The following is a 25,958-nucleotide window of genomic DNA, read 5'->3' as shown; positions in this document are numbered from 1 at the left end:
TCATCATTCCCCTGCCAACGGTCAGATCCAGATGTTCGGCAGGCTGTCCAGCGCATAGCCGCTGCGGAACGGCTTTACCTGCCCGTTATTCGGATCAAAGACATGGCGGTCGATCTGGCCGATATTGCCGCCATAGAGATGGATCGAGATCGAGGTCCTGTCCTTCCAGGCGTTGCGCACGCGATGGACATCGCCGATGGTCGGCGAAACCGCATCCAGCCCGCCGGGTTCAAGCATTTCCTCCTCGGCCTGCGGGCGCCAGATGCCGTCGATCAACGCATATTTCTGTGCCTGCTCGGCCCCTTCCAGAACGCCGATCAGCCCCCAGGTCGTATGGTCGTGAACCGGCGTCTGCTGGCCCGGCCCCCAGACGAAGCTGACCAGCGAAAACCGCTGCAGCGGGTCGCAGTACAGAAGATATTGCTGATAGCGTTCGAGGCTGGGTTGCGCATAGGCGCGCGGAAGCCAGTCGGGGCGGCGGATCAGGTCGGCCATCAGCGGCGTCGCCTCGCGGAAAAGCCGGGCCTCTTCGCTTTCCCGGTCGGAAAGCCGGGTCATCTCGACGACGAAATCGCGCAGGGGATTGGGGGTCATGACGCGGCCACCCGACTTCCCCGCGTGCCCGTCGCGGTTTGGATTTCGCCAAGAACCTCATCCGTATGGTCGCCCAGGCCCGGCGGGCCGCGCCGCACCGGGGTTGGCTGGCCGTCGAACAGCACGGGATTGCCGAAGGTCCGGGTCCGCGCCCCCGAAGGCAGGTCGATTTCGCTGACCCAGCCCATCGCCGTCACCTGCGGGTCTTCCAGCGCGGCGGCGTAGTCGTTGATCGGAGCACAGGGCACGCCTGCGGCCCGAAAGGCGCCGAGCCAGTCTTCACTGCTGCGCGTCACGAAAATCTCTTCCAGCACTTCAAGCAGCGCATCCTGATTCTTCGCCCGCAGCGAGACGCTGCTGAACCGGTCATCCGCGCGCAGGGCCGGGCGACCGACAACCTCGCAGACCAGCGACCACAACGTGTCATTCCCCGCCGCCATCACAAAGTGACCATCCTTCGAACGGAATGCCCGGTAGGGGGCGTTGCGGGGATGGGCCGAGCCCAGCTTTTGCGGAATCTGGCCTGTGCCGAAGAATTCCGAAGTCTGCAGCGCCGCCACCCCCAGCGTCGCGCCCATCAGCGAGACGTCGATATGACAGCCCGTTCCGCCCGCAGCCACCTGCCGCAGCGCCGCGGCGATGGAAAAGGCCGCATAAAGCCCGGTCGAGAAATCCGAAATCGGCACGCCGCATTTCACCGGCGCCCCGCCCGGCTCGCCCGTCACGCTCATGACGCCGGCCATGGCCTGGATCGAGACGTCGAAGCCGCCTTCACGGGCCCGCGGGCCCTTCTGCCCGAAGCCCGAGATCGAGCAGTAGACCAGCCCCGGATGCAGCGCATGCAGCCGGTCGAAGCCCAGACCCAGCCGTGCCATGACGCCGGGCCGGTTGTTTTCGACCAGCACATCCGCCTGCGCACAAAGATCCAGCGCCGCCGCCTGCCCCGCAGCGGTCTTCAGATCAAGGACGACAGACCGCTTGTTGCGGTTGAGCGAGGCGAAGTTCTCGCTGAAGCCGCCGGTCAGGGGGGGCCAGCTGCGCATCGCATCTCCGCCGGCCGGGCTTTCGATCTTGATCACGTCGGCGCCAAGGTCGGCCAGCAACATCCCGCAGAACGGCCCCGCCGCGATCTGGCAGAATTCCACGACACGAATGTCGGCAAGCGGTTGAAGCGCGGGCATTGTCATCATCATTCCGTCAATGAGAATTCGGGATCAGGGTTTCGCCCGCAGGTCTTGCAGCGAAACCCTGCATTTCAGTGGCTGATGCCCAGGGCCTTCACCATGGACGCATAAGCTTCGGACTCCTCGGCGAAGAATGCCTTGGTCGCCGCGCCGTCGCGATAGGTGTCGACCATGTATTCCTCGGCCAGAACCTTCTTCCATTCGTCGCTCTGGGTGATCTTGTGGATCGCTTCGGCCCAGAAAGCGGCCTGTTCCGGCGTCAAATCGGCCGGCGCGATGACGCCACGCCAGGCCGCAACCTCGGCGTTTACGCCCAGTTCGCGCCAGGTGGGCACATCGGCCATTGCCCCGGGCAGCCGTTCTGCTGCGGCGACGGCCAGAAAGCGCAGATCGCCGGATTCGCGGAAGGGCAGCAGCGACCGCGCCGTCGTGACCACCACATCAATGTGACCGCCCAGCGTCGCCGTGACGCCTTCGGCCGAGGAATCGAAGGCAACGGTCTTCAGCTTGGTGAGATCGACGCCTGCCTCTTGCGCAAGCTGCATTACGGAAGCGTGGTTGACTGTCCCCAGGCCGCTCGAGACAGAGAAGCTGATTGAATCCGGCGCCTCGCGCAGCATGTTCAGCAAGGTCGCGCCGTCGGTGATCTTGGAATCCGCGCGCACGGCGAACACCATGTTTTCCTCGAACAGCGTCGCGATCGGGGTGAAATCTTCGTATTTGATCGGGCTGCGCCCAAGGATCACATTGGCGATCAGCGGCGTGTTGACGATCTGGATGTAATAGGGGCTTCCCGTGTGCTGCTGCGTATAGGCCAGCGCCACCGCATGCCCGCCGCCGGGCTTGTTGTTGACGATGCTTGCCTGCGGGATCAGGCCTTCCTTGACCAGCAGGTCATGCACAAGCCGCGCCGTGAAATCCATCGACCCGCCCGGCGCCACGCCGACAACGACCTCGACCGGCTGGTCCGGCGCCCATTCTTGCGCAAGGGCAGGTACACCCGCCGCCAAAGCAAGGGCCAGCCCCAGAGGGGCAACGAGGCGCCTTATCTGCATTTTCATATCTGTTCCTCCCAAGGTGAACGGCTTTGCCGCCCTGTTGTTTTCGCTGTGGGGCTGGAAAGTCCGCTTCAATCCGAAAGTCGGAAAAGCGGTCTCGTTCAGCCTTTCGACCGGCGCCTCCCCACGCCAGTCGCCCGAATGTCGTGCTATATATTGGCACGCAGTCTCGTAAATTGATTATCGTGCCGCCACTCCCGCGGTGTCAACATCGCCTTGCTTCAGAAGTGGGGTATATAATATCTATAGAAAACAATTCCATATCGCGCCGCGGTGGGAGAAGAACTTCGGTAGTGGTTGCGCGGAGGCGTGCTAAATATTAGAACTAGGTGCCATAATATGGCCTATGGGAATCATAATCCGTGGACTCGACACTCTTGAAGGGCCTTCGGGTACTGGAGGCCGTAGCCCAAGCCAGCGGGCCGGTCGGCGCGACCGAGCTGGCAAAGACCCTCGACATGACCAAAAGCAACGCGCATCGCGTCCTCAAGACACTGGAGGCCGCGGGCTATCTGCGCCGGAATAACCTTACCGGGAAATACGGGCTGAGCGTCCGCCTGTGGGAATTGGGCCAGCGGGCGATTGCGGGTGTCAGCGTGAAGGTCGAGGCGCAGGACAGCATGGCCTGGCTTGCGGCCGAAACCCATGAGACCGTCCATCTCTCGGTCCTGGACGCCGATGAGGTGATCTATCTCGACAAGATCGAAAGCTCGGAACCCGTGCGCGCCTATACGACCGTCGGGGGGCGGGCACCGGCCTATGCTGTGGCGACGGGAAAGGCGCTTCTCGCCTGGCAAGGGCCCGAGCTTATCGAGGCCGTGGCCACCAGCCTGAAGCGTCACACCGCGACCACGCTGGCGGACCCCATTTTGCTTGGCCTGGAACTTGCCCGCATCCGCGAACAGGGCTTTGCCGTCAATCTGGGAGAATGGCGGGAAAGCGTCGGCGGGATCGCCGCGCCGATCCGCAGTGCGGACGGGCGCGTCGATGCGGCTATCGGCATCTCAGGGCCGCGCCAGCGCATCACGCCCGAACGGATCGCCACTTTTGCAACGCTCGTGATCCGCGCCGCCGCCGAGATTTCGCTGCGTCTGGGCTATCGGGAACGGATCTAGAAAATGGATTTCGCAAGAGTTGAACACCACGGCGCAGTCGCAACCATCACGCTGAACAAGCCGGAAAGGGGCAATGCGCTGTGCCTGCAGATGGTCGAGGAGCTGATCAGTTGCCTTGCGCAAGCACAATCCACATCGCGCCTTGTGGTCTTTCGCGGCGAAGGGCGCAACTTCTGTGCCGGGCTGGACCTGTCGGCGCTGGACGGGGAAACCGACGCAACCCTGTTGCTGCGCTTCGTCCGCATCGAGACGCTTCGCAATTCGATCGAAACCAGCCCGGTTGAAACCCTTTGTGTTGGGCAAGGCGCTGCCTACGGCGCCGGGGCCGATCTTTTCGCGGCCTGCGACCACCGGCTCTGCCTTGCCGACACACGCTTTGCCTTCCCGGGTGTAGCCTTCGGCATTGTCCTTGGCACAAGCCGCCTGGCATCACTGGTCGGCGCGCCGGCGGCGCAATCCATCCTTCTGGCGCGCAGGACGGTCGGGGCCGACCAGGCGATGTCGATCGGCCTGGCAACGGACCATGTCGAGTCGCAGAATGCCGCCATGGACCGGGTTGCCGAACTTGCCGCAAATGCCGGGCGGCTGCCGGCTGACGCGGTCGCGCGCCTGCGGCAGGTGATACGTCAGGACCGGTCGGACGCGGACCTTGCCGCGCTGACACGGTCCGCGAGCGCTCCGGGGCTGCGCGACCGGATTCAGGCCTATAGCGCGACGTTGAAATCGGCGGCCCCACTTTCGGCAGGAGGGGTCAGTGTGCCCGGCTGATCGCTCTCCAGTGGCGGGCGAGGGGCCCGGATTGATCCGGTTTCAATATCAAACTGGCCAAATGTTGCATTTGCCGGATTACTCCCGGCCTTATATGCCGACCACGACATCTTTCTGACGCGGAAAACACCATGCAAGACTTGTCGCCGCCATCCACCACGGTCGTAGAAGCCGCGCTTGCTGAACTCGGGGCCCTGTTCGGCACCCGGTTGAGCCGCGCTCTGGCCGTGCGCCAGCAGCATGCGCAGGACATGAGCTGGCACGCCGCTCCGCCGCCGGATGCTGTGGTCTTCGTGAAATCCACCTCCGAGGTGCAAGCGGTGATGCGGATCTGCCATCACCATCGGATTCCCGTCATCGCCTTTGGCGCCGGATCATCGCTGGAAGGCCATATTCACGCGCCATGTGGAGGCATCAGTCTTGATCTGTCAGGCATGGACAGGATCCTTGTGGTCAACGCCGAGGATCTGGACGTTACGGTCGAGGCCGGCGTGACGCGCGCGGCGCTGAATACCCATCTGCGCGACACGGGTCTGTTCTTCCCCATCGACCCCGGCGCGAATGCCACTATCGGCGGAATGGCCGCCACCCGCGCCTCGGGCACCAATGCGGTGCGCTACGGCACGATGGCGACCAATATCCTGGCGCTTGAGGTGGTTCTGCCCGATGGCAGGCTGATCCGTACCGGCACGCGGGCGCGCAAATCGGCGGCGGGCTATGACCTGACGCATCTCTTCGTGGGTTCGGAAGGCACGCTGGGCATCATCACCGCCGTCACCCTGCGGCTTTACGGCATCCCCGAGACGATCTCGGCCGCGGTCTGCGCCTTTAGCAGCCTGGAAGGCGCGGTGCAGGCGACGATCATGGCGATCCAGATCGGCATCCCAATGGCGCGGATCGAGCTTCTGGACGAAATCCAGGTCGCTGCGGTGAACAAGGATTCAAATCTGGGCCTGCCCGAGGTTGCAACGCTGTTCGTGGAATTCCACGGCTCGCCCGAGGGCGTGGCCGAGCAGGTGCGGCTGTTCGGCGAACTGGCCGAGGTCAATGGCGGCCAAGGCTTCCGCTGGGCCACCGCGACCGAAGAACGAAACGCGCTGTGGAAAGCCCGGCACCATGCGCTTTTCGCGGCCAAGGGGCTGCGGCCGGGCTGTGAGGTCTTCATCTCGGATGTCTGCGTGCCGATCTCGGCCATGGCGGGCGTGATTTTCGAGGTGCAGCGCGACATCCGCGACAATAGCCTGACCGCGCCGATTTTGGGCCATGTCGGCGACGGCAATTTCCACGTCCTGTTCCTGATGGACCCCGCCGATGCCGATGAGATCGCCCGGATCAAGGCGGTCAACGGGCGGATGATCGACCGGGCGCTTGCCGTCGGCGGAACCTGCACGGGCGAGCATGGCGTGGGCGTGGGCAAGAAGGCCTATCTGCGCAAGGAGCAGGGCGAGGCGGTGGATCTGATGGTGGCGATCAAGGCGGCGATCGACCCCCGCGGGATCATGAACCCCGGCAAGATCTTCGACCCCGCCCCCTGAGCCACGGCCCGGCCTAGGAGTCGGGCTGCCAGGTGCCGATCAGCATCTTCATGAACCGCTCGGCTGCCGGTGACAGCGTGACACTGCGGCGTTTGAGAATGCCGATTGTCCGGGTGACCTCGGGTTGTCCAATCGGAATCGCCGCTAGGAACGGGTGATCGCCCTGCGGCATTGCCAGCCGAGGCAGCACCGCGATACCCAGGCCCGCCTCGACCAGGCCAAGCGAGGTGGACAGGTGGGTCACTTCATAGGTCCAGGGCAGGTTCTGGTTTGATTTGGCCAAAGCAGAATCCAGCAGCGTGCGATTTGCCGAAGACCGATGAACCGAAATCAACGGGCACCGCTGCAGGTCGGCCCAGGTGACCTCGGGCGCGCTGGCAAGCCTGTGATCCTTGCGTGCTGCAAGAACGAACGGGTCCTCGATCAGGCGGATGAAATCCAGATCGGGGTCGGTGTTGCCCATGAAATTGATGCCGAACTCGACCTCGCCCCGCGCGACCGCCTGAACCCCCTGCGTTGCCGGAAGATCCATTATCGAGAAGCGGACCTGTGGGAACTCCTCGGAGAAGCGGCGGATCACCGAAGGCAGAAAATAGAACGCCGCCGTTGGGATGCAGGCCATGTTGATGATCGCAGCACGCTGAGATCGCGTGTCGCGCGACGCGAAAAGCGAACCGTCGAATTCTTCCAGCATGCGCCGTACCAGAGGAACAAGCTCCATCCCCATGGCGGTCGTGGTGACGTGGCGCGTCGAGCGATCCAGAAGCGCCCCGCCGATGGTCTGCTCCAGTTTCTGGATACGCCGGCTCAGCGCCGGCTGCGACATGTTCAGCGCGTCTGCCGCGCGATGGAAGTTTCCCAGCTCGACCACCATGAGAAATGACCTGAGGTCGAGGATTTCGCAATTGATGCGCAACTTGGATCACTCCCGAGATTCTTTGCATTTCAAATATTAGTCGATTTACGGAATGCTTCAATCAAAGGAATTGATGCGATTTGCGCATCAGAATTGTTGCAGCTTGCATTGGTAAGCAGAAGGTCAGTCAAATGAACGATCAATCGGGGATCCCGTGCGTTATGATGCGTGGCGGGACGTCGCGCGGCCCCTTTTTCTTGGCCCAGGATCTGCCCGACGATCCCTCCCTGCGTGACGAGATCCTGATTGCCGCCTTGGGCGCGGGACACCCGCTTCAGATCGACGGCATCGGCGGCGGAAATGCGGTGACCAGCAAGGTCGCAATCGTCTCGCGCTCGACCCGGCCAGGGGCGGATGTGGACTATCTTTTCGCCCAGGTCTCGGTCGCAAAACGGCTGGTCGATACCTCCCCCAATTGCGGAAACATGCTGTCGGCGGTCGGTCCCTTTGCGATCGAGGCTGGGCTTATCCCGATCATGGATCCCGTCACGCTGGTGCGGATCTACAATGTGAACACCCGGACGATGGTCGAGGCCGAGGTTCAGACGCCAGGTGGCATTGTCACCTACGGCGGCGAGGCGAAGATCGACGGTGTGCCGGGCACGGCGGCGCCGGTGATGCTGTCCTTCCTGGACGCATCGGCCCAGGCGCAGGACACGATGTTCCCGACCGGCCAGACGCTGGACCGCATCGATGGAATCGACGCGACCTGCATCAACGCTGCCATGCCGATGATGGTGCTGCGGGCCGCCGATCTGGGCGTGACCGGCCATGAAACCGCGGCCGAGCTGAATGCGAATGCCGGTCTTCTGGCCCGGCTGGAAGAGTTGCGCCGCGAGGCGGGGCGCCGGATGGGGCTGGGCGATGTGTCCGAAAAGGTGGTGCCAAAGCCGGTGCTGATCGCGCCGCCCGCGGGCGAAGGCGACCTGGCGGTGCGCTATTTCATGCCGGCAACCTGCCATCCCACCCTGGCCACCACGGGCGCCATCGGGCTTGCGACCGCGGGCACCGTTTCGGGCACGCTGGTCGAACAGTTGATCGGACTGCGCACGCCGCCTTCGGTGGTGGTGTTCGAACATCCGATGGGCCGCATGGACGTGGGCATGCGCCGGCGCGGCGACCGGACCGTGGCCAGCCTGCTGCGCACCGCGCGCCGACTGTTCGAGGGCCGCATCCTGGTGCCAGCCAAGCTAGGGAACGCACAAAACCCCTTCATGGGGACCAAGCTCGAGAAGGAAACGCCTGTCTCGGCATGAATCTATGGAATGGCCCCGAGGAGGAGGATGCCTGAAAAGGTGCCCCTGCAAGCCAGGACGAAGGGAGGAACGATGACTGATATCAAGACGGCATCTTTTGCCGCAGCTGAGAATATTCTGGATCTCGCGAAAAGCGATTTCCCGGACGAGGCGCGTGATCGTGCCTTGATGGCCATCATCGATACGCTTGGCGTGACGCTTGCCGGCGCGGCACATGAAGGCCATGGCATGCTGTCGCGGGCTGTCCTCCCTGGTGCGGGCGATGGCCCCTCCGCCGTTCTGGGGGGAACGCGCCGATTGGGCGTGCTTGACGCGGCCCTGCTGAACGGCGCCGCGGCACATATGCTGGACTATGATGACAGCAATTCGCATCTCTTCGGCCATGTCTCGGTCGCGGTCCTGCCCGCGCTGCTGGCCCTGGCCGAAAAGCAGAAAGCCAGTGGCACGCAGCTGATCCATGCCTTCCTCTGCGGCTTCGAAACCGCCGCCCGCTTCGGCAACACGGTCAGCAAGTTCCAGTATACCAACGGCTGGCATCCGACGACCACGGTGGGCATCTTCGGGGCCGTGGCGGCCTGTGGCGTTCTGGCCGGTCTTGACCGGCATCAGATGGCCATGGCCATCGGCATAGCGACGCATCTCGCATCCGGCGTGAAATCGAATTTCGGATCGATGACCAAACCCCTCGGCGTCGGCAATGCCAATCGCAATGCGCTGATGGCAGTGCTGCTGGCGAAGGAAGGCTTCAGCTCGGGCGAGACATCGCTGGAACATCACCACGGCTATTTTAACGCCTATAACCGCGGGATGGAAAATGTCGATCTCGATGCGCTGGTTCAACCCTGGGCGGGCAGCGAGTTGAAGATCCTCGACCGCAAGAAGGGCATCAAGCAGAAGCGCTATCCCTGCTGCTACGCCACGGCTCCCGGGCTGGACGGCATTCTCGACCTGCGCGAGGAACATAGCCTGACCCCTGCCGATATCGAGTCCATCGAAGTCGCGGTACATCCGATCCGTTTCCCGCACATCAACGTGCCCGCCCCCGCGACACCACTGGCCGCAAAATTCTCGATGACCTACTGCGCCGCCCGCGCAATTGTCGCCGGCCAAATCATGATGAGCGACTTCGACGATGGACCGGCCTTCACGGACGGCGAAGCCCGCGCGCTCATGGCCCGAAGCCGCCTTGTGCGCTATGACCGCGAGAATCCAAGCGGTGCGGATGTGACCATTGTCACCAAGGATGGCCGCACCCTGACCCGCTATGTTGAGGCGGCGATGGGGTCGACCTATGACCACCCGATGACGCCCGATATGGTGCGCGAGAAGTTCCTGGATTGCGCGGGGCTTGTCTCCGGGGCCGATGGCGCAGGGGCCCTGTGGGATGCACTTCTGGCCCTGCCGAAAGCTGCAGATCTTTCAGTCCTGACCTCCCAGATGATGCAGCGCAAGGCTGCCCCCAAGATCCTGGCCAGTGCTCATGGTTAACGTCATCCTCGCCGTCGTCGCGATCGTGATCGCCTTGATCTACTGGTTCGGCATCGCCGCCATCCCCTCCATGATGTTCGGCGATGTCCTTGGTCCAACCGCCTATCCGCACCTTCTGATGATCATGCTCGTCGGCGTTGCAGGTCTGCTTCTGGTCGAAGGCCTTCGTGAAAAAGACTGGGCACCAGCCCGGGCCAATTTCCGAAGCTTTCTGCGCGAGGACGGTTTGACCTTTGCTCTGGCCGCGGGCGCGATCCTCGCTTTCTTCCTGCTGTTCAGGCCGCTGGGTTACCTTCTGTCGACGCTGATCTTCCTGCTCGTCTCGATGCTGGTCCTCTATCGCGGCCCGCGATGGGTTCCTGTCGTGGTCACGCTGGGTTTCTGCGCTGCGAGCTATTTCATTTTCGTCCACGCTTTCGGAACGCAGCTGCCTCGCGGCTTGCTGGCATTCTGAGGGAGGAAACCAGATGCTTCCCTACGAACACATCCTCAACGGCTTTGCGGTCGCGTTCCAGTTCCACAACCTGGGTTTTGCCCTGCTTGGCTGCATCCTTGGCACATTGGTCGGCGTGCTGCCCGGCCTTGGCCCCGCCGCCGGAATGGCGCTCCTGCTACCGCTGACCTTCGGCATGGACCCCACCACCGCGCTCATCATGCTAGCCGGCATGTATTACGGCGCCATGTATGGCGGTTCGACCACCTCGATCCTGATCAACACCCCTGGCGAGGCCTCGTCCGTAATGACGGCGATCGACGGCTACCAGATGGCCAAGAACGGCCGTGCGGGAGCGGCGCTGGCGGTTTCCGCTATCGCCTCGGTCATCGCTGGCACGTTCAGCGTGATCGCGCTGACGCTGATGGCAGTGCCGCTGGCGCGGTTCGGGCTGAAGTTCGGTCCGGCCGAGCATTTTGCCATCCTGATCTTCTCGATGGCTGCGGTTTCGAGTCTGACCGGCAAATCGGTGGCGCGCGGCCTGTTCTCGATGGTGATCGGTCTCATGATCGCCACCATCGGCATAGACCTGCAAAGCGGCATGCCACGCTTTACAGGCGGCAATCTGGAACTGCAGGACGGCATCAGCTTCCTGGTTGCCGCAGTCGGTTTCTTCGCCATCGCCGAAGTGCTGGTCAACATCGAGGAACACCTGCGCGGCAATTCCACCGTGCTGGCGATCAAGGGTCGGCTGTGGCTGACAGCCGAAGAGTGGCGGCGTTCCTATATGCCGATCATCCGCGGCACGCTGATCGGCTTCTTCAAGGGCGTCATTCCGGGCGGCGGGGCCACGATCTCGACCATGCTCAGCTATTCGCTGGAACGCTCGATCCACAAGGAGAAGGAAAAGTTCGGGACCGGTATGATCGAGGGCGTCGCCGGACCCGAGGCCGCGAACAATGCCGCGGTGGGTGGCCATATGGTGCCCCTGCTGGCACTTGGAATTCCCACCGGCACCACGACGGCGATCCTGCTGGGCGCCTTCATCATCTTCGGCATCCAGCCCGGGCCGCTGCTGTTCACCCGCAACCCAGATGTGGTCTGGGGGCTGATCGGGTCGATGTATATCGGCAACCTGATGCTCTTCGTGCTGAACCTGCCGCTGATCGCGCTGTTCGTCCGCGTGCTGCACACGCCGACCGGCATCCTTCTGCCGCTGATCCTGGTGATCGCCTCAATCGGGGTCTATTCGATCGACAATTCGGCGCAGGACCTGCTGCTGACCTGGTGCTTCGGCATCGCGGGCTATGTCTTCAAGAAATGCGACATCCCGATCGCGCCGCTGATCCTGGCGATGGTTCTGGGCGGCAAGATGGAACAGTCGTTCCGCCAGTCGATGACGCTCTCGGGCGGTGACCCCACCATCCTGGTGTCCAGCTGGATTGCCATCCTGTTCCTTGTTCTGGCGACGGCCATGGTCCTTGGCCCCATCGTTCTGCGCCTGCTGCGCCGTCGGCGCAAGCCGCAGGAAATTCCCGCGCAGTGAAAGACTTATTTAGGAGGAAACCTATGACCAAATTGACCGCGACCCACACCCGCCGTGCCTTCCTGGGCACGTCAACTCTCGCCCTGGCGGCAACGGCACTGCCTCGCATGGCCACGGCACAGGACAGCTGGAAACCCGAGCATGCCGTCGAGATCGTCGTCGGTGTCGCGCCGGGCGGAGCACAGGATCGCACGGCGCGCGACGTCGAAGCCAATCTGAAGGCGATCGGCGCAATTCCGAATGACAGCATTACCGTTAACAAGCCCGGTGGCGGCCATTCCGTCGCGCTGGCCTATACGATCAGCCATGCTGGCGACGCCCACTACCTGCAGGCTATCGGCGGAGTCATGTTGTCGAACAACATCCTTGGACGCAGCCCGCAGAAGTATACCGACGTGACCCCCATCGCGATGCTGTTCAACGAACAGATGGCATTTGCCGTTGCGAAGGACAGCAAGATCACCGACGCCAAGACGCTTCTCGACATGCTTGCCGCAGATCCGGCTTCGGTGTCCTTCTCGATCTCAAGCGGGATCGGCACGACGAACCACATCTCGGCCCTGTTGGTGGCCAAGGCTGCGGGCGCCGATGTCACCAAGCTGAAGGCCGTCGCTTTCGACAGCTCTGCCGAAGGCGTCACGGCAACCCTTGGCGGCCATGTCGATGTCGCGATCACCACGCCCTTCGCGCTGGATCCTTTCGTCGAATCTGGCGAGCTGCGTTACATCGCGGTGGCCAGTGACGAACGCGGCAGTGGTCTGCTGGCCGACACGCCGACGTGGAAGGAACTGGGTGTCGACGCTGTTGTCTACGCCTGGCGATCGGTCATCGCCCCTCCGGGCCTGACAGAAGCGCAGATCGCCTATTGGGACAAATCCTTCGGCGAACTTCAGGCCTCGCAGGCCTGGCAGGACATGCTGGCGAAGGAAAATCTTGTGGCATCGCCTTTGGACAGCAAGGCTTTCGCAGCTTTCCTGGACAAGGAGAACGCCCGCTACACCGAGCTTCTGGCGAATGCAACCGAGCCGGTGAAGAACTGACCCCTGCCCTCCCTGACAAGTGCTGCGGATCTTTGGGTCCGCAGTTCTCTCTCTTGCGAAAGTCCCTGTCATGACCCAGCCCGCGCCCTCTGCTTCCACACCGACCCGCGGCGAACAACTTGTCGATTTCATCTCTGCCGGACACGGAAGGGTCTATCCTCCCGAAGTCCTGGATGCCGCCCGTAAGGCCTTCGTCGACTATCTGGGGGTGACGCTGGGCGCGATGAACGATCCGCCGGTTCGCGCCGTCTCGGCGGCGATCCGCCGCTGGAACGCGCCGGGCAAGGCGACCGTCTTCCACAGCTATACAACCGCGCCGGCCCTGGCCGCGCTGGTGAACGGCACCGCCACCCATTCGCAGGATTACGACGATACCCATCCCCTGGGCGCGGGCCATCCCTCGGGCCCGGTCTGGTCGGCGACGCTGGCCATGGCGCAGGAGCTGGGCCTGTCGGGCGGCGCGATGATCGGCGCCTATATCACCGGCTATGAGGTGATGGCCAAGCTTGGCAATGGCGGGCCGAACGGCGTCGGCCGGGCGCTGCAACGCAACGGCTTTCACCCGACCTCGGTCGTGGGCCGCGCCGGGGCCGCCTCGTCGACGGCCGTGCTTCTGGGGCTGACGCCGCATCAGACCGGCTCGGCACTGGGCAATGCCGCGACCACGATGGGCGGACTGGTCGGATCCTTCGGCACCCATTCGAAACCCTTCCATGCCGGCAAGGCCGCAATGGACGGGATCATGGCCGCGCAATATGCCGCCGAAGGCTATGAGGCGGCGCAGACGCTGTACGAGATCAAGGGCGGCTGGCTGTCAGCGATGATCCAGGATGCCTCGGGCGATATCCCGACCCTGGACGATTTCGGCACGCGCTGGGAAATCCTGGGCAACGGCTTCAAGCTGTTCGCCTCGTGCCGGGCCACCCATGCCTCGACCGAAACCGCCCGCAGCCTGGCCGACAAGGTCAAGGGCCGGGCGATCCGCTCGGTCCATGTGCGCACCCATGGCCATGCGCTGGTGACCGCCGGCAAGGGCAAGCCGGTCACGCCGCTGGAAGGCAAGTTCTCGATCCCGTTCTGCGTCGCGATGGGCCTGTCGGGCCGCCACCTTCTGCCCAGCGATTTCGTCGAGGCGACGCTGCAGGAGGCGCCGATCATGGCGCTGATCGACAGGATCACCGTGCAGCCGGTGGTCGGCCAGTCGCCGGCCGAAGCGCATGTGGAAGTGGTCATGGAAGATGGCGAAGTGCTGAAGGCCACGACGAAGATCCTGAAGGGTCACCCCGACAATCCGCTGTCCTGGGACGAATTGCGCCACAAGTTCGAGGCCATGGTGGCGCCCCTGCACAGCGCGGCCGATGTGGACGCGCTTTACGAGGCGGCGCGCAGCATCGACACGCCCGAAGCCCTGGCCGAGGTGATGCGGATCGCGGGGCCGCGGGCATGATGCGACGGGATCAGCCGCTCGTCTCCACCCGCTGGGTGGCCGAGCATCTGGGCGCGCCCGGACTGGTGGTTCTGGACGCGAGTTTCGTGCTGCCGGGCGGTAGGCCCACAGCGGCCGAGCTTTACGCACAGCGCCATCTGCCCGATGCCGTGTTCTTCGACATCGATGCCGTGGCCGATCACGGCACCCCCCTGCCCCATATGCTGCCCACGCCCGAGGCTTTCGCCCGGATGGTCGGCGCCATGGGGATCGGCAATGACACGGCGGTGGTCGTCTATGACACGCCGGGGCTGATGTCTGCCGGCCGGGCCTGGTGGACCTTGCGCGCCTTCGGCCATGACCGGGTTGCGGTGATGGATGGCGGCTTGAAGAAATGGCAGGCCGAGGGCCGGCCACTGACCGACCGGGTGCCCAGCCCGAGCCCGGCCCGCTTTACCCCCGCCTTCCGGCCCGATCTGATCCGGGCGCGCGATCAGGTTCGCGCGGCGCTGGAAACGGGTTCGGCGCAGGTCGTCGATGCCCGGTCAGCCGCGCGCTTTACCGGCGCCGAGCCCGAGGCAAGGCCCGGCCTGCGCTCGGGCCATATGCCGGGCGCCCGGAACCTGCCCTTCGGCCTGCTCAGCAACCCCGAAACCGGAGAGGTCCTGGCTCCCGCCGCGATCCGCGCGGCCTTTTCCTCGGCGGGGATCGACCCTTCCCGCCCGATAATCGCAAGCTGCGGATCGGGCGTCACCGCTGCGGCCTTGGCTTTCGGCCTGCATCTGATTGGCGCTGAGGCCTCCGTCTATGACGGGGCCTGGGCCGAATGGGGGCAGGCCGGCGACACGCCGGTCGTGACAGGCGGCGTTCCGACCAGCTGAGGGCTCCGGACTGCCTGATGACGACCAGACCCGGACACGCGCTGTGCCCGGCAACGACCTTCTATTTCCGGAAGCAGAAAGCTGATCGAAAAGATGCCGGCCAGACCACCGATCCTCGACCTTCTGAGCTGGAACATTCTCTTCACGCTGATCATTGCCGTGGTGGGGGGCTGGGCCTTTCATCGGCTGGGCCTGCCGCTGCCCTGGATGATGGGTGCCATGGCACTGACGATGCTGGCGGCAATGTTGGGAATGCCGCTGCGACGGACACGCCCATTGCGACCGCCTTTCGCGGCAGTGATCGGCGTGACGCTCGGCTCGGCGTTCCAGCCCGCCGTTCTGGGACAGGGTGCCGCCTGGGTTGTGGTGATGGCGGCCACGGCGCTTGTCACGATGCTTTGTGGTGGTCTCGGCTATCTCTATCTGCGCCGCGTGGCCGGCTTCGACCCGGTAACCGCCTATTTCGCCGGAATGCCCTCAGGCATTCAGGAGATGACGCTGCAGGGCGGGTTGGCCGGCGGCGATGAACGCCAGATCGCCCTTGTCCACAGCACCCGGATCTTTCTGCTCGTGATGGTCGTGCCACTTCTTTATGCCGCGACCTATGGCGTGCGCTCGACCGGAAGCCCGCTGCTGTCGCATTCCATCAGTGAGCTGGGCGCCATTGACTGGAGCTGGCTCATCCTCGCAGGCGCGATCGGCTGGCCTCTGGGCAAACGGATCGGCCTGCCCAATCCGGCCATGATCGGCCCGCTGATCATCAGCGCCATCCTGCACCTGACCGGCATCGCCAAGGCGGCGCCTCCTTCGGTGCTGATCCTGATTTCGCAGGTCGTCCTTGGGTCGGCGCTTGGATCGGGCTTTCTTGGCACGAAGTGGGGCCTTGTGCGTCATGCCTTCCTGCACGGGCTTGTGCTGGTGCCGATCCTGTGTGCGATCTGCGTGACCGTCGCCATTGTGGCTGCACCGCTGGCCGGCCTGCCCTGGAGCGTTGTCTTCCTGCCGATGGCCCCCGGCGGCGCGGCCGAGATGTCGCTGATCGCGCTGGCGCTGCATGCCGAGGTGGCGCTTGTCACCTCAAGCCAGCTGGTGCGGATCCTCATGATCAACCTTGGCGCGACGGCGGTCTTCCGCCTGCTGCGCCTGACCAAGACATGACGCATCGGCCGATGCGTTGGGCTTTCTCGCGACAAACAAAGGAGATGCGGCGATGTTGAACTGGAAAGGTTACCGGGGAGAAGTGAAGAAGCGCGTCGGCGAATTTGCTGCACTCGTGCCCGATGTGATGAAGGGCTATGCCGCGCTGGCCGCCTCGGGCGAGAAGTCCAAACATCTCGACGGCAAAACGCGCGAGCTGATCGCGCTGTCGGTTGCCGTCACCACGCGCTGCGACGGCTGCATCGCCAGCCATGTCGAAGCGGCGCTGAAACATGGCTGCACGCGTGAGGAAATCGCCGAGGCGCTGGGGGTCGCCATCGCCCTGAATGCGGGCGCGGCGCTGGTCTATTCGGCCCGCACGCTGGATGCCTTCGACGGGATGTCGGCGGCCACGTAAGACGCGGCCGACACCGGCCGGGGTCGGTTAAAGCGGCGTGCGGATATGGCGGCAATAGCCTTCGTTCGTCTCCAGCCGATCCCGGCAGCGGGCAAGTGCCGGCAGGGGCAGGCTGCTTTCCGGCAGCCTGAACCAGTGATGCACCGAAGGGGCCGCGACGATATCGGCCAGCGGCAGCGTCTCGCCGGCCAGGTAAGGCTGCCTGGCCAGCCAGGCGTCCAGCGCTTCGACCGCCTTGATCACCGCGGCCAGATCGGCCTCGGCTTCGGCCTTGCGCGGGCGGGTCAGCGGCGGGGTCAACGAGATCGAGGCCCATTCCATCCAGCGATCCGCCAGGCAGCGCCAGGCCGGGTCGGCTGGCCACAGTGCATTGGGCTGCCGCCCGGCCAGATAGCGCAGGACCGGCACCTTGCCGAAAGGGCTCGTCGCCAGGAATTCGGCCGTATCGGTGGCGCCAAAGCCCCGGCCGGTCAGCGGCGCAATCGGTGAACTTGTCGCCCAGTTCGGCATCCGACATCGGGTTCAACGGTCTGCGGCGCGCCGTCCATCTTTTCTGGCGCGCAAGCAATCGTGAACACCTATTCGGTAAGACACGACTGAATCGGCGCAGGTCCTGAACGCGCGCCGTTCTGCCTTTCGGAAGTCGGGCGCAACCCACTTTTACGGGTGAATGTAACGGATATCCCAGTCATCGTTGATCGCGGGCTCGAAACTGACATTCCCGGCAGTCGCCCAGTTCGACTGCAGGAAATAAAGCGGGACGACGCCTGTTTCCTCGATGCCGATCTTCATGGCTTCGGCCATCAGGGCACATTTCTCGTCGCGGTCAAAGGCAAGCAGCGATTTGCCAAGCGCTTCATCGAACTTGGCTGAAGAGTATCGGCCGCGATTGACCCCGCCGATCCCCCGGTCGGCGTCATAGGTACCCAGCATCGATTTTAGATAGTCTTCAGCCGACGGGAAAGTGCCTGCATAGGAATATTCCATCACGCTGTATTCGCCCTTGGTCGCGTTGGCGGTGAAATTCGCGAAAGCCAGCGCGTTGACATCGTCGATCTGGATACCGCCCTGCGCCCACATCTGAGCGACCGCCAGCGCAACATCCGCGTCCTTGGCAAAACGGTCGTTGGAAGAGTGGATCGTGATCGCGAAACCGTCCGGAAATCCGGCTTCGGTCAGCAGCGCCTTGGCGCCTTCAACATCGCGCTCGGCCTTCGGAATGTCAGGATTGTAGCCGCAGATCCCCTCTTGCACGAGTTGGCTTGCCGGTTCGCCGCCGCCCGCCACGCGGTCGACCAAAAGCTGGCGGTCGACCAGTTTGGACAGGGCAAGTCGCACGCGTGAATCCATCAGCGGGTTGGGGTTCAGCAGCTTGCCGGTCTTGTCCTTGACGAAGGGGCTTTCGCGGTCACGCTGGTCGAACTGCAGATACACGATGCGGACGGTGGGAACGGACCACACTTTCGCGCTGCCCGACCCGTTGATCCGATCGATGTCGTTCGGAGAGACGCCGTCTATGAAATCCACATCGCCGCTCAGCAGCGCCGCCACGCGCGAGGCTTCGTTGGGAATGAACCGCATGGTGACATGCTCCCATTCCGGCATCCCGCCCCAATAGTCATCGAAACGCTCGAATTTAGCGTTGTCGCCGCGGGCCCAGGACACGAACTTGTAAGGCCCGGTCCCGATCGCCGCCTTGCCAGCGTTGAAATCCTCGGTGGTCGCACTTTCGGCAACAGCCTTGTTCACGATCGGAATCCGCCCGACACTTTCGATGGCGGCCGGCCACGGCTCTTTGGTCACGATCTTGACAGTCAGGTCGTCCACCGCCTCGACCGTGATGTCACCCCTGAGCCGGAAATAAGAGGACGGGGAATTCGGCACGTTGACGGAACGGTCAAGCGAGAACACGACATCGGTCGCAGTCAGCGTATCGCCGTTGTGGAATTTCACGTCCTTGCGCAGGTGGACGATCCAGGTGTTCGGATCGACATTTTCCCAGCTTTCGGCCAGCTCGGGAACGATCTCGAACTTGGAATTCGGCGTGACCAGCGACTCGAAGGTCATGTGTTTTGTCGGCTGGTCGTTACCGGCATTGTTGAAATGCGGGTCGATAGACGATTGCTCGGTCAGCCGTCCAATGGTCAGATCCTGCGCCCAAAGGCCCGTCGCGGTGCTGGCGAAAAACGCGGCGCATGTCGCCGTCGCCAGGATGAGTTTGGTTTTCATGTCTCTCCTCCTCCGTTTTGGTGTTCGTCTGGTGCTGTGGCCGATGTCGCGCAGTCCACAACGACCCCCTGTGGCGCATTTATCGGGAAATAATTCCGCTTCTTGCATCAGTTGAGCCGATATCGCCTATCGGATCGGGGGGCCGTCCCGCCCGATCAGGGCTGCACGTTCTCCTTCAGCCAATGATGGATGATCTGCGCCACGTCCTTGTTGTTCCGTTCGCACGGCATGCAGTGGGTATTGCCGTGAAGGCCGATGGCTGGCAGGTCGATCACCTCGGACTTGGCGCCCTTGCCTCGGATCGCCTGGGCATAGGCGCGGCAGGCATCGCGATTGCGCATCCAGCGCGGATCGGTCTCGATATAGTCGCCAAAGAGCCCTAGCATGGGTGTGCGGAAGCCCTCCGGCAGGGGGGCGCCGCTGCCGGACTGGGCGGGCTCGGCCAGCACGAGACCACGCACAAGATCGGGACGGGCTTCGGCGGCGCGGCAGGCAAAAGAGGCGCCCTGGCTTGTCGCGATCACGATGCAGGGGCCGATGCGGTCGACCAGATCAAGATAGCCCTGCAACACCGCCCGATCCGTGCCGATCCAGCGCGGGACATTTCCCTTCATGAACCCTTCGAAATGCTCGAAGGGGAATTGGCAGTCTTGCCCGCCGACCAGCCCGCCTTGCGGCGTCTGTGCGACTTGCCCGGCGCGCATCCGGTTCACGACATCCTGGAACGAGGCGCGACTGGGTTCTTCGTTCCAGATGTCTAGCGGCGGACAAGGCCAGCCTGAACGCCCGCGCTCGACCGCGTCCGAGCAATAGACCGGCCAGCCGAGCCTGAGGAAGATGTTCAGCCAGCCGTCCCGCCCGTCCGGCGTGGTTTCCCAGGTTGCGCCGGTGCTTCCGCCCCCATGCCAGAGCAGCAGCGGCAGACAGCCGTTTGAACCTTCCGGCAGGAAATACTGCACGTACATCTGCTCGACCCAGTAGGTTCCGTTCGGGTCGATGGTGACCGGCGTTCCCTGCGGGCTGAACAAGACCTCGCGCGAAGGCTTTCCCGTCACCTCCACCTTGCGGCCACCGACATAGAACGACCCCATGTCCCGCAGACGGATCGGCCCCTCCGGGTTTGCCGCGATCTTGGCCTGTAGCGTCATGCGATCTCTCCTTTAGCCATGTTGCGCTGGCCGCCCTGCCCCGAGAACAGATGGCAGGCGACCGTATGGCCCGGCCCGAGGCTTTGGGTGGCGGGCTTCAGTTTCTTGCAGACCTCCATCACCTGGGGGCAGCGGGTATGAAACCGGCAGCCGCTTGGCGGGTTCAGTGGGCTTGGAACCTCGCCCGCGATCCCCGCGAACCGCCGCTTTACGGGTTTTGGCTTGGGCATTTCGGCGATCAGCGCCCGGGTGTAGGGATGAGCCGCATGCTCGAACAGCTGCGCGGCCGGCGCCTGTTCGACGATTTCGCCCAGATACATCACCGCGACCTGGTCAGCGATGTGCCGCACGACCCCCAGATCGTGGCTGATGAAAAGGCTGGTCAGCTTCAGATCGGCCTGAAGATCGGCCAGAAGATTCAGGATTTGCGCTTGGACCGAGACATCAAGCGCCGAGACGGCCTCGTCGAAGACGACCATGTCGGGCTGCATTGCCAGGGCACGGGCAATGCACACCCGCTGCCTTTGTCCGCCCGAAAGCTGGTGCGGATAACGGTCAAGATGCCCCTCCGCCACGCCGGCCATCTGGGCATAGCGGCGGACATAGGCGTCAAGCTGGCCCGCCGAGACATAGCGATGTACCCGTGGCGCCTCCCCGATCAGGCTGCGAATGCGCATCCGCGGATTCAGCGAGGCATAGGGATCCTGGAACACGATCTGGGTCTTCAACCGGATGCGGCGCGCCTCTTCGCGGTCAAGCTGTTCAAGCCTTTTGCCGTTCCTGGTGATATGCCCCGCAGTCGGTTCCAGCAGCCCGCCGGCAATCCTTCCCAAGGTCGTCTTGCCACAGCCGGATTCACCGACAAGGCCGGTCATTTGCCCCGCCCGCAGCGCAAGGTTGATACCAGAAAGGGCCTTTACACCCTTCGTTTCACCCTGCCTGCCCTTCACGAAATCAACGGATCGCGCAATCAGGCCCTTCGACCGGATGAACGTGCGATCCACGTCATGGAACGTCATAAGATCCTGGGTCATGCGGAGACCTCCAGAGGGTGCCAGCACCGGAATTGATGGCTCTTGGTCTCATCGACGATGGGTTCGGTCGCGCATTGCGCCGTGCTACGACCGCAGCGTGGCCGGAAGCGGCAGCCCGACGGAATGGACCCCGGGCTGGGAATGGCACCGGGGATCTGCGCCAGCCGCGCACCTTTTTCCAGCGCGGTCGGGACCGAGTTCAGCAGACCTTTTGTATAGGGGTGCCGCGGCGTGCTGAGCACATCGAAACAGGTGCCCGTTTCGACGATCTTGCCAGCGTACATGACCGCAATGCGGTCGGCCAGACCCGCGGCAAGCGCAAGGTCATGCGTGACCCACAGGAAAGCCGTCCCGAACTTTGCGCTCAGATCCTGAACCTGGGCCAGGATCTGGCTCTGGGTCGTCACGTCAAGCGCGGTGGTCGGCTCATCGGCGATGATCAGATCGGGACGGTGCAGAAAGGCGATGGCGATCGCCACCCGTTGCCGCATGCCGCCGGAAAATTCGTGCGGGTAGCACCGCATCCGCTCTTCGGGCGACGGAATGCCCACAAGGCGCAATGCCTCGCATCCCTCGCGCCAGGCCTCTGCCCAGGACACCCTGCGATGCGCCCTGATGGTCTCGGCCACCTGCGTCCCGACGCGCAGAACCGGGTTCAACGTCATCATCGGGTCCTGGAAGATCATCGCCAGCCTGTTGCCGCGCACGCGCTGCATCGCCGTTTCGTCCAGCGCCAGCAGGTTCTGGCCGCCGAACAGGACCTCGCCGGCGAAATTGATACCGCCCTCAAGCATCCCCATGATGGCAAGCCCGGTCAGGGTCTTGCCCGAGCCGGATTCCCCGACAAGGCACAGCACTTCGCCCGCGCGGATATCGAGGCTGACATCTTCGATGATCGCCCGGCGCTGCGCGCGGTCGCCAAGCCAGATGTTAAGATCGCGCACCCTGAGGGTTGCGGTGTCCTGCATCTCCATGCTCATGCCCTGAGTTTGGGGTTCAGCGCGACGCGCAGGTGATCGCCGATAAGGTTCACGGCCACGACTGTGACGACAAGCGCGATGCCGGGGAAAAGCGTGATCCAGTAAGTGCCCGACAGGATGTAGGAAAAGCCGCTGGCAATCAGCATGCCCAACGAAGGCTCCGTCGCTTTGACCCCGACACCCAGGAAACTCAGCGTCGCTTCAAGCGAAATCGCCCGCGCAACCTGGATGGTCAGCAGAACGATCAGCGGCGGCAGGCAATTCGGCAGAAGATGCACGAAGATGATCCTGCGCACCGGCAGCAGCGAAACCTTCGCAGCGGTCAGATAGTCCTTCCCCAGTTCGACCAGGGCAGCGCTGCGCGCAGTGCGCGCGTAGCCGGCCCATTCCACGATCACCAGGGCCAGCACCACATTCCCCACCCCCTTGCCCAGAAAGGCAAGCAGCATCAACGCCACCAGTATGGCAGGAAAAGACAGCTGCAGATCGACGAGGCGCATGATCAGCGCTTCGACCCAGCCACCGAAATGCGCGGCAACGATCCCCACGATCGTTCCGATCGCCCCGGCGATCAGCGCCGATCCGAAACCGACGATCAGGGATATCCTGAGCCCGTAGAGGATACCCGACAGGATGTCGCGCCCCTGTCCGTCCGTTCCCAGCAAGTAGCTGGTGCTGCCGTCGTAAGACTGGCTTCCCGGCGGAAGCTTGGTGTCGAACAGCGAAAGGCTCAGAAGGTCGTAAGGGTCCTGCGGCGAAATCAGCGGCGCCAGAATGGCCATCCCGATGACCAGCATAAGGATCGCACTTCCCGCGGCCATGGCCGGGCTCTCAGTGATCCAGGCCAGCCAGACCGCGGGCCGCGACACGACAATCGCGGGGGCGGGGGTTTGGTCGCTCATGCCATCTTCTCCCTGATTCTGGGATCCAGAATGAGATATGCGAGATCTGTCAGAAGGTTGATCGTGACGAAAAGCAGCGCGATCACGATCAGATAGGCGACAATGACGGGCCGATCGAGCACGCTGATCGACTTGATGATCAAGCTGCCCGTACCCGGCCAGGCAAAGATCGTCTCGGTGACCACGGCAAAGGCGATAGTTCCGCCAAGCTCAAGCCCGACGATGGTGATCACCGGGATCAGGATGTTTTTCAGGACATGAACCATGACGATCCGCCGCCGCCCCAGGCCCTTGGCGCGCGCAAAGCGGATGTATTCTGCTCTGGAAATCTCGATGGCCCCCGCACGGACCAGCCGGAAGACAAGCGACATCTTGTAGATGCTCAGGCTCAGCGCCGGCAGAAGCAGGTGGCGCAGGCCGTCCAGTGTCATAAACGACCATTCGACGCCAAGAACCCGCACCGTATCGCCGCGCCCCGAACTGGGCAGCCAGCCAAGATTCACCGCGAAGACGATGATCATCATGATCGCGATCCAGAACGCCGGGACCGAAAAGCCCAGCACGCTCAACCCGACGGACAGGCGCGAGGCCAGCGATTTGGGATAGATGCCCGCCATCAGCCCCAGCGGAACCCCGATCAGAAGCGCCAGGACGACGGCGCTGATCGCTAGTTCCAGCGTGGCGGGCAGGCGCTTCATGATCAGCTCTAGCGCAGGTTCGCCCGACACGAAGCTGCGTCCCAGATCGCCATGCAGGATTCCCTGCAGGAAGTAGAAATATTGCTGCCAGAGCGGCTTGTCCAAGCCAAGCGCCTCGACAGCCCTGGCGCGTTCGATCTGATCGGCATCCGATGGAATCAGCACATCAACAGGGTTGCCGATCGCATGCAGGCCAATGAAGACGATCACGGTCATCACCAGGATGACGCCGATGGATTGAAGGATCCTCGAGATGACCGCTTGCGTCATGACCAGACATCCTTAGGCAGGATCGGAAGCGTAAGCCGGCAGCCCCCCGTCTCGGCCCCAAGATGCAGGACATTGGTGATGCCCTCGCCACCGTCTCGGACGGCCGCATGGTTAAGCTCGAACTTGGGGAAGTTTGACGACGAGATGTCCAGCCGCAGGCAATGACCGGCCGCAAACCTGTTGGCGGTCCAGCACAGGGTGCCCGCCACGGAAACCGTTCTTCCGGTAACCTCTTGCCCTTCCGGCACGTTGTGGCTGAGCCGCAGGATCGTGTCCCCCAGAAGCATGGCATAGCCCTCGGGGTAGTCTGGGCCAGCGGGATATTCGTCAATCAGCTTGAGCGTGATGTCGCTATCGCCGCCATCGGTCGAGATCTTCAGGTCATATTCCACGCAGCCCGCCACCGCGACGTCCTCGGTCAGCGGGGCGGTGCGGAAGACGCAGATGTCCTGCCGATCGGCAAGCCTTTGTCCGGGCGTCGGGCACTGCGCCGCGTTTTCGGGCTGGACCTGGTCGAAGGAGCCGGCTTCCAGATAGGGGCTGAAGCTTGAAAAATCTCCACCCAGGGTCGGCACGGGCGACTTCAGATCATAGGGAAAGCTGCGCGATACGGCTCCGGCCGGGGCGCGTTCCGCAAGCGCCGAGCCTTGGGCCAGGTACAGTGTGCTGGATTCGGTTCCCGGCACCGGCCAGCCTGCCGCAACAACCCATTGCCCGCCGTGATCCAGGCGCCCCTGCGCCGTCTTCCTGCCGCTGCCCCCGCCCATGAGGAAGAACCGGGCGGTCGGGCCATCCAGAGATCCGCCCTGCATGGCAGCCCGGAAGAACCGCGCACGATAGTCGACCCAGCTTCCCGCCCAGGAATCGAGCAGGGCATGCGGCCCGAAATCCACGTCTCCCGACACCGACGAATTGTGATCGCAATGGGTCCAGGGCCCCAGGATGATCTGGCAGGGCTGGTGGTCTTTGAGGCCGCAATACAGCTCGCTGATTGACCGCGCGTAAGGATCGTACCACGACGACATGAAAAGTATCGGCACGCGCGCATAAAGGTCGTAATGCGCCTCGGTCGCAAGGGCGAGACTGTCCCAATCCGTCGTCGCGGCCTTAGGGTCGAAAAGCTCAAGCAATGCGGCCTCATAGTCGGGATGCGCGGACAAGGGAGAATGCGCCTTGGCCCAAGGCGTGCGGCCAAGCCAGGCCTGGAAATCTTCGCCCAGCAGCGCGTTCCGCAGCGCCGGATTTGCAAGCGCCGCAGGCGATTGCGCGGCCTCGCGGAAAAGCCAGACCGCCTGCTTCATCTCGACGACCCCATTTTGACGCACGCCATTGCGCCACGCATTGGAAAATCCTCCGGAATCAATCGCCTGTGCCATCAGCCCCGGCGGATTCAACGGACCCACCGCCGTCTGAACAAGTGCCGAATACGACTGGCCATAGCTGGCAATCCGCCCGTCGCAGAACTCCATCTCCTTGAGGGCACGGATCGTGTCAAAGCTGTCTTCGGCCTCGCTGATGTATTTCCGGAAATGCCCTTCCGAGTCGTAACGGCCCCTGCAGTCCTGAACGGCCACAGCGAACCCCAGCGCGCAGAACTGCCGCGCGATGTCATGCGCCTCCGGGTCCCTTGCGGCACCCGCCCGCTTTTCGCCCTGACGCAGGCCCAATCGGCCATAGGGTGTGCGCTCGAGCAGGACAGGCCAGGGGCCACGGCCTTCCTTGGGCACGAATACGGTCGTGGCAAGCCGGACGCCGTCGCGCATCGGGATCATCACGTCGATCTTGTCGGGGACTGCCGTCGCGCCAATCCTCTCGACGTTCAGATCTTCACCCAAGGGCTGTGCGTCACAGGATCCGAAATCGCAGCTCACAGCGGTGCCTTCTAAGTTGATTCTTGCATGA

General features: G+C 63.5%; 24 protein-coding genes. 12 read left to right on the top strand and 12 right to left on the bottom strand.

Annotation, left to right across the window (positions count from 1 at the left end; translation table 11 throughout):
* Window positions 1–21 precede the first annotated feature (21 nt).
* From ACED67_RS09250 to ACED67_RS09240, 3 genes are all read right to left on the bottom strand, one after another.
* Window positions 22–594 (bottom strand): cysteine dioxygenase family protein, encoded by a 573-nt coding sequence (locus tag ACED67_RS09250; RefSeq protein ID WP_395541309.1) that lies wholly within the window; start codon window positions 592–594, stop codon window positions 22–24.
* Complete coding sequence (locus ACED67_RS09245) at window positions 591–1,775, bottom strand: CaiB/BaiF CoA transferase family protein (protein ID WP_395541308.1); 1,185 nt, start codon at window positions 1,773–1,775, stop codon at window positions 591–593. Before ACED67_RS09245 ends, ACED67_RS09250 begins: the two co-directional genes overlap by 4 nt.
* 74 nt (window positions 1,776–1,849) lie before the next feature.
* Window positions 1,850–2,833: a tripartite tricarboxylate transporter substrate binding protein gene (locus tag ACED67_RS09240; RefSeq protein ID WP_395541307.1), complete on the bottom strand. Its 984-nt coding sequence runs from the start codon at window positions 2,831–2,833 to the stop codon at window positions 1,850–1,852.
* Between the two features lie 365 nt (window positions 2,834–3,198).
* Here ACED67_RS09240 and ACED67_RS09235 point away from each other — a divergent pair, with 365 nt between their 5' ends.
* From ACED67_RS09235 to ACED67_RS09225, 3 genes are all read left to right on the top strand, one after another.
* Window positions 3,199–3,951 (top strand): IclR family transcriptional regulator, encoded by a 753-nt coding sequence (locus ACED67_RS09235; protein ID WP_395541306.1) that lies wholly within the window; start codon window positions 3,199–3,201, stop codon window positions 3,949–3,951.
* Between the two features lie 3 nt (window positions 3,952–3,954).
* Complete coding sequence (locus ACED67_RS09230; protein ID WP_395541305.1) at window positions 3,955–4,719, top strand: enoyl-CoA hydratase/isomerase family protein; 765 nt, start codon at window positions 3,955–3,957, stop codon at window positions 4,717–4,719.
* Between the two features lie 131 nt (window positions 4,720–4,850).
* Window positions 4,851–6,254 carry an FAD-binding oxidoreductase gene (locus ACED67_RS09225; RefSeq protein ID WP_395541304.1) on the top strand — a complete coding sequence of 468 codons (1,404 nt, stop codon included), beginning with the start codon at window positions 4,851–4,853 and terminating at the stop codon, window positions 6,252–6,254.
* A 13-nt stretch (window positions 6,255–6,267) separates the two neighbouring features.
* Here the strand turns inward: ACED67_RS09225 and ACED67_RS09220 are convergent, their stop codons facing one another.
* Window positions 6,268–7,170: a LysR family transcriptional regulator gene (locus ACED67_RS09220; protein WP_395541303.1), complete on the bottom strand. Its 903-nt coding sequence runs from the start codon at window positions 7,168–7,170 to the stop codon at window positions 6,268–6,270.
* Between the two features lie 131 nt (window positions 7,171–7,301).
* On the opposite strand from ACED67_RS09220, the gene ACED67_RS09215 reads away from it, so the two are divergent.
* The 9 genes from ACED67_RS09215 to ACED67_RS09175 all read left to right on the top strand — a co-directional run bounded on the left by ACED67_RS09215 (window position 7,302) and on the right by ACED67_RS09175 (window position 16,795).
* The gene (locus ACED67_RS09215) at window positions 7,302–8,426 is read left to right on the top strand and encodes a 4-oxalomesaconate tautomerase (RefSeq protein ID WP_395541302.1); all 1,125 of its coding nucleotides are present in this window, start codon (window positions 7,302–7,304) and stop codon (window positions 8,424–8,426) included.
* Window positions 8,427–8,498: 72 nt separating this feature from the next.
* Window positions 8,499–9,914: an MmgE/PrpD family protein gene (locus ACED67_RS09210; RefSeq protein ID WP_395541301.1), complete on the top strand. Its 1,416-nt coding sequence runs from the start codon at window positions 8,499–8,501 to the stop codon at window positions 9,912–9,914.
* Window positions 9,907–10,368: a tripartite tricarboxylate transporter TctB family protein gene (locus ACED67_RS09205; protein WP_395541300.1), complete on the top strand. Its 462-nt coding sequence runs from the start codon at window positions 9,907–9,909 to the stop codon at window positions 10,366–10,368. Before ACED67_RS09210 ends, ACED67_RS09205 begins: the two co-directional genes overlap by 8 nt.
* 13 nt (window positions 10,369–10,381) lie before the next feature.
* Entirely contained in the window at window positions 10,382–11,893 is a 1,512-nt protein-coding gene (locus ACED67_RS09200) for a tripartite tricarboxylate transporter permease (protein WP_395541299.1), read from the top strand.
* A 23-nt stretch (window positions 11,894–11,916) separates the two neighbouring features.
* The gene (locus ACED67_RS09195; protein WP_395541298.1) at window positions 11,917–12,933 is read left to right on the top strand and encodes a Bug family tripartite tricarboxylate transporter substrate binding protein; all 1,017 of its coding nucleotides are present in this window, start codon (window positions 11,917–11,919) and stop codon (window positions 12,931–12,933) included.
* Between the two features lie 70 nt (window positions 12,934–13,003).
* Window positions 13,004–14,380, top strand: coding sequence for an MmgE/PrpD family protein (locus tag ACED67_RS09190; RefSeq protein WP_395541297.1), 1,377 nt, complete (start codon window positions 13,004–13,006; stop codon window positions 14,378–14,380).
* Window positions 14,377–15,240, top strand: a complete 864-nt coding sequence (gene sseA, locus ACED67_RS09185; RefSeq protein ID WP_395541296.1) for a 3-mercaptopyruvate sulfurtransferase — start codon at window positions 14,377–14,379, stop codon at window positions 15,238–15,240. Before ACED67_RS09190 ends, sseA begins: the two co-directional genes overlap by 4 nt.
* A gap of 93 nt (window positions 15,241–15,333) precedes the next feature.
* Window positions 15,334–16,398, top strand: coding sequence for an AbrB family transcriptional regulator (locus tag ACED67_RS09180; protein ID WP_395541295.1), 1,065 nt, complete (start codon window positions 15,334–15,336; stop codon window positions 16,396–16,398).
* Window positions 16,399–16,450: 52 nt separating this feature from the next.
* A complete protein-coding gene (locus ACED67_RS09175; protein ID WP_395541294.1) occupies window positions 16,451–16,795 on the top strand; it encodes a carboxymuconolactone decarboxylase family protein in 345 nt (114 codons plus the stop codon).
* 27 nt (window positions 16,796–16,822) lie between these two features.
* On the opposite strand, the gene ACED67_RS09170 is transcribed toward ACED67_RS09175, so the two are convergent.
* The 8 genes from ACED67_RS09170 to ACED67_RS09135 form a co-directional block, all read right to left on the bottom strand.
* Window positions 16,823–17,305, bottom strand: a complete 483-nt coding sequence (locus tag ACED67_RS09170; RefSeq protein WP_395541293.1) for a glutathione S-transferase family protein — start codon at window positions 17,303–17,305, stop codon at window positions 16,823–16,825.
* Window positions 17,306–17,455: 150 nt separating this feature from the next.
* Window positions 17,456–19,132: an ABC transporter substrate-binding protein gene (locus tag ACED67_RS09165; protein WP_395541292.1), complete on the bottom strand. Its 1,677-nt coding sequence runs from the start codon at window positions 19,130–19,132 to the stop codon at window positions 17,456–17,458.
* Window positions 19,133–19,179: 47 nt separating this feature from the next.
* Entirely contained in the window at window positions 19,180–20,172 is a 993-nt protein-coding gene (locus tag ACED67_RS09160) for an alpha/beta hydrolase family protein (protein ID WP_395541291.1), read from the bottom strand.
* On the bottom strand, window positions 20,169–21,206 hold the full coding sequence (locus ACED67_RS09155; protein ID WP_395541290.1) for an ABC transporter ATP-binding protein: 1,038 nt from the start codon (window positions 21,204–21,206) through the stop codon (window positions 20,169–20,171). Before ACED67_RS09155 ends, ACED67_RS09160 begins: the two co-directional genes overlap by 4 nt.
* The gene (locus ACED67_RS09150) at window positions 21,203–22,174 is read right to left on the bottom strand and encodes an ABC transporter ATP-binding protein (RefSeq protein ID WP_395541289.1); all 972 of its coding nucleotides are present in this window, start codon (window positions 22,172–22,174) and stop codon (window positions 21,203–21,205) included. The genes ACED67_RS09155 and ACED67_RS09150 overlap by 4 nt, the downstream gene beginning before the upstream one ends.
* Before the next feature lie 8 nt (window positions 22,175–22,182).
* Window positions 22,183–23,088 carry an ABC transporter permease gene (locus ACED67_RS09145; protein ID WP_395541288.1) on the bottom strand — a complete coding sequence of 302 codons (906 nt, stop codon included), beginning with the start codon at window positions 23,086–23,088 and terminating at the stop codon, window positions 22,183–22,185.
* Entirely contained in the window at window positions 23,085–24,056 is a 972-nt protein-coding gene (locus ACED67_RS09140; protein ID WP_395541287.1) for an ABC transporter permease, read from the bottom strand. Before ACED67_RS09140 ends, ACED67_RS09145 begins: the two co-directional genes overlap by 4 nt.
* The gene (locus ACED67_RS09135; RefSeq protein WP_395541286.1) at window positions 24,053–25,927 is read right to left on the bottom strand and encodes a CocE/NonD family hydrolase; all 1,875 of its coding nucleotides are present in this window, start codon (window positions 25,925–25,927) and stop codon (window positions 24,053–24,055) included. Before ACED67_RS09135 ends, ACED67_RS09140 begins: the two co-directional genes overlap by 4 nt.
* Between the last annotated feature and the right edge of the window lie 31 nt (window positions 25,928–25,958).

The sequence above is a fragment of the Neotabrizicola paludis genome (genome assembly GCF_044142105.1).
In the GTDB taxonomy this organism is placed as follows: Bacteria; Pseudomonadota; Alphaproteobacteria; order Rhodobacterales; family Rhodobacteraceae; genus Pseudogemmobacter.
This window is presented reverse-complemented; position numbering and strand designations above follow the sequence as displayed.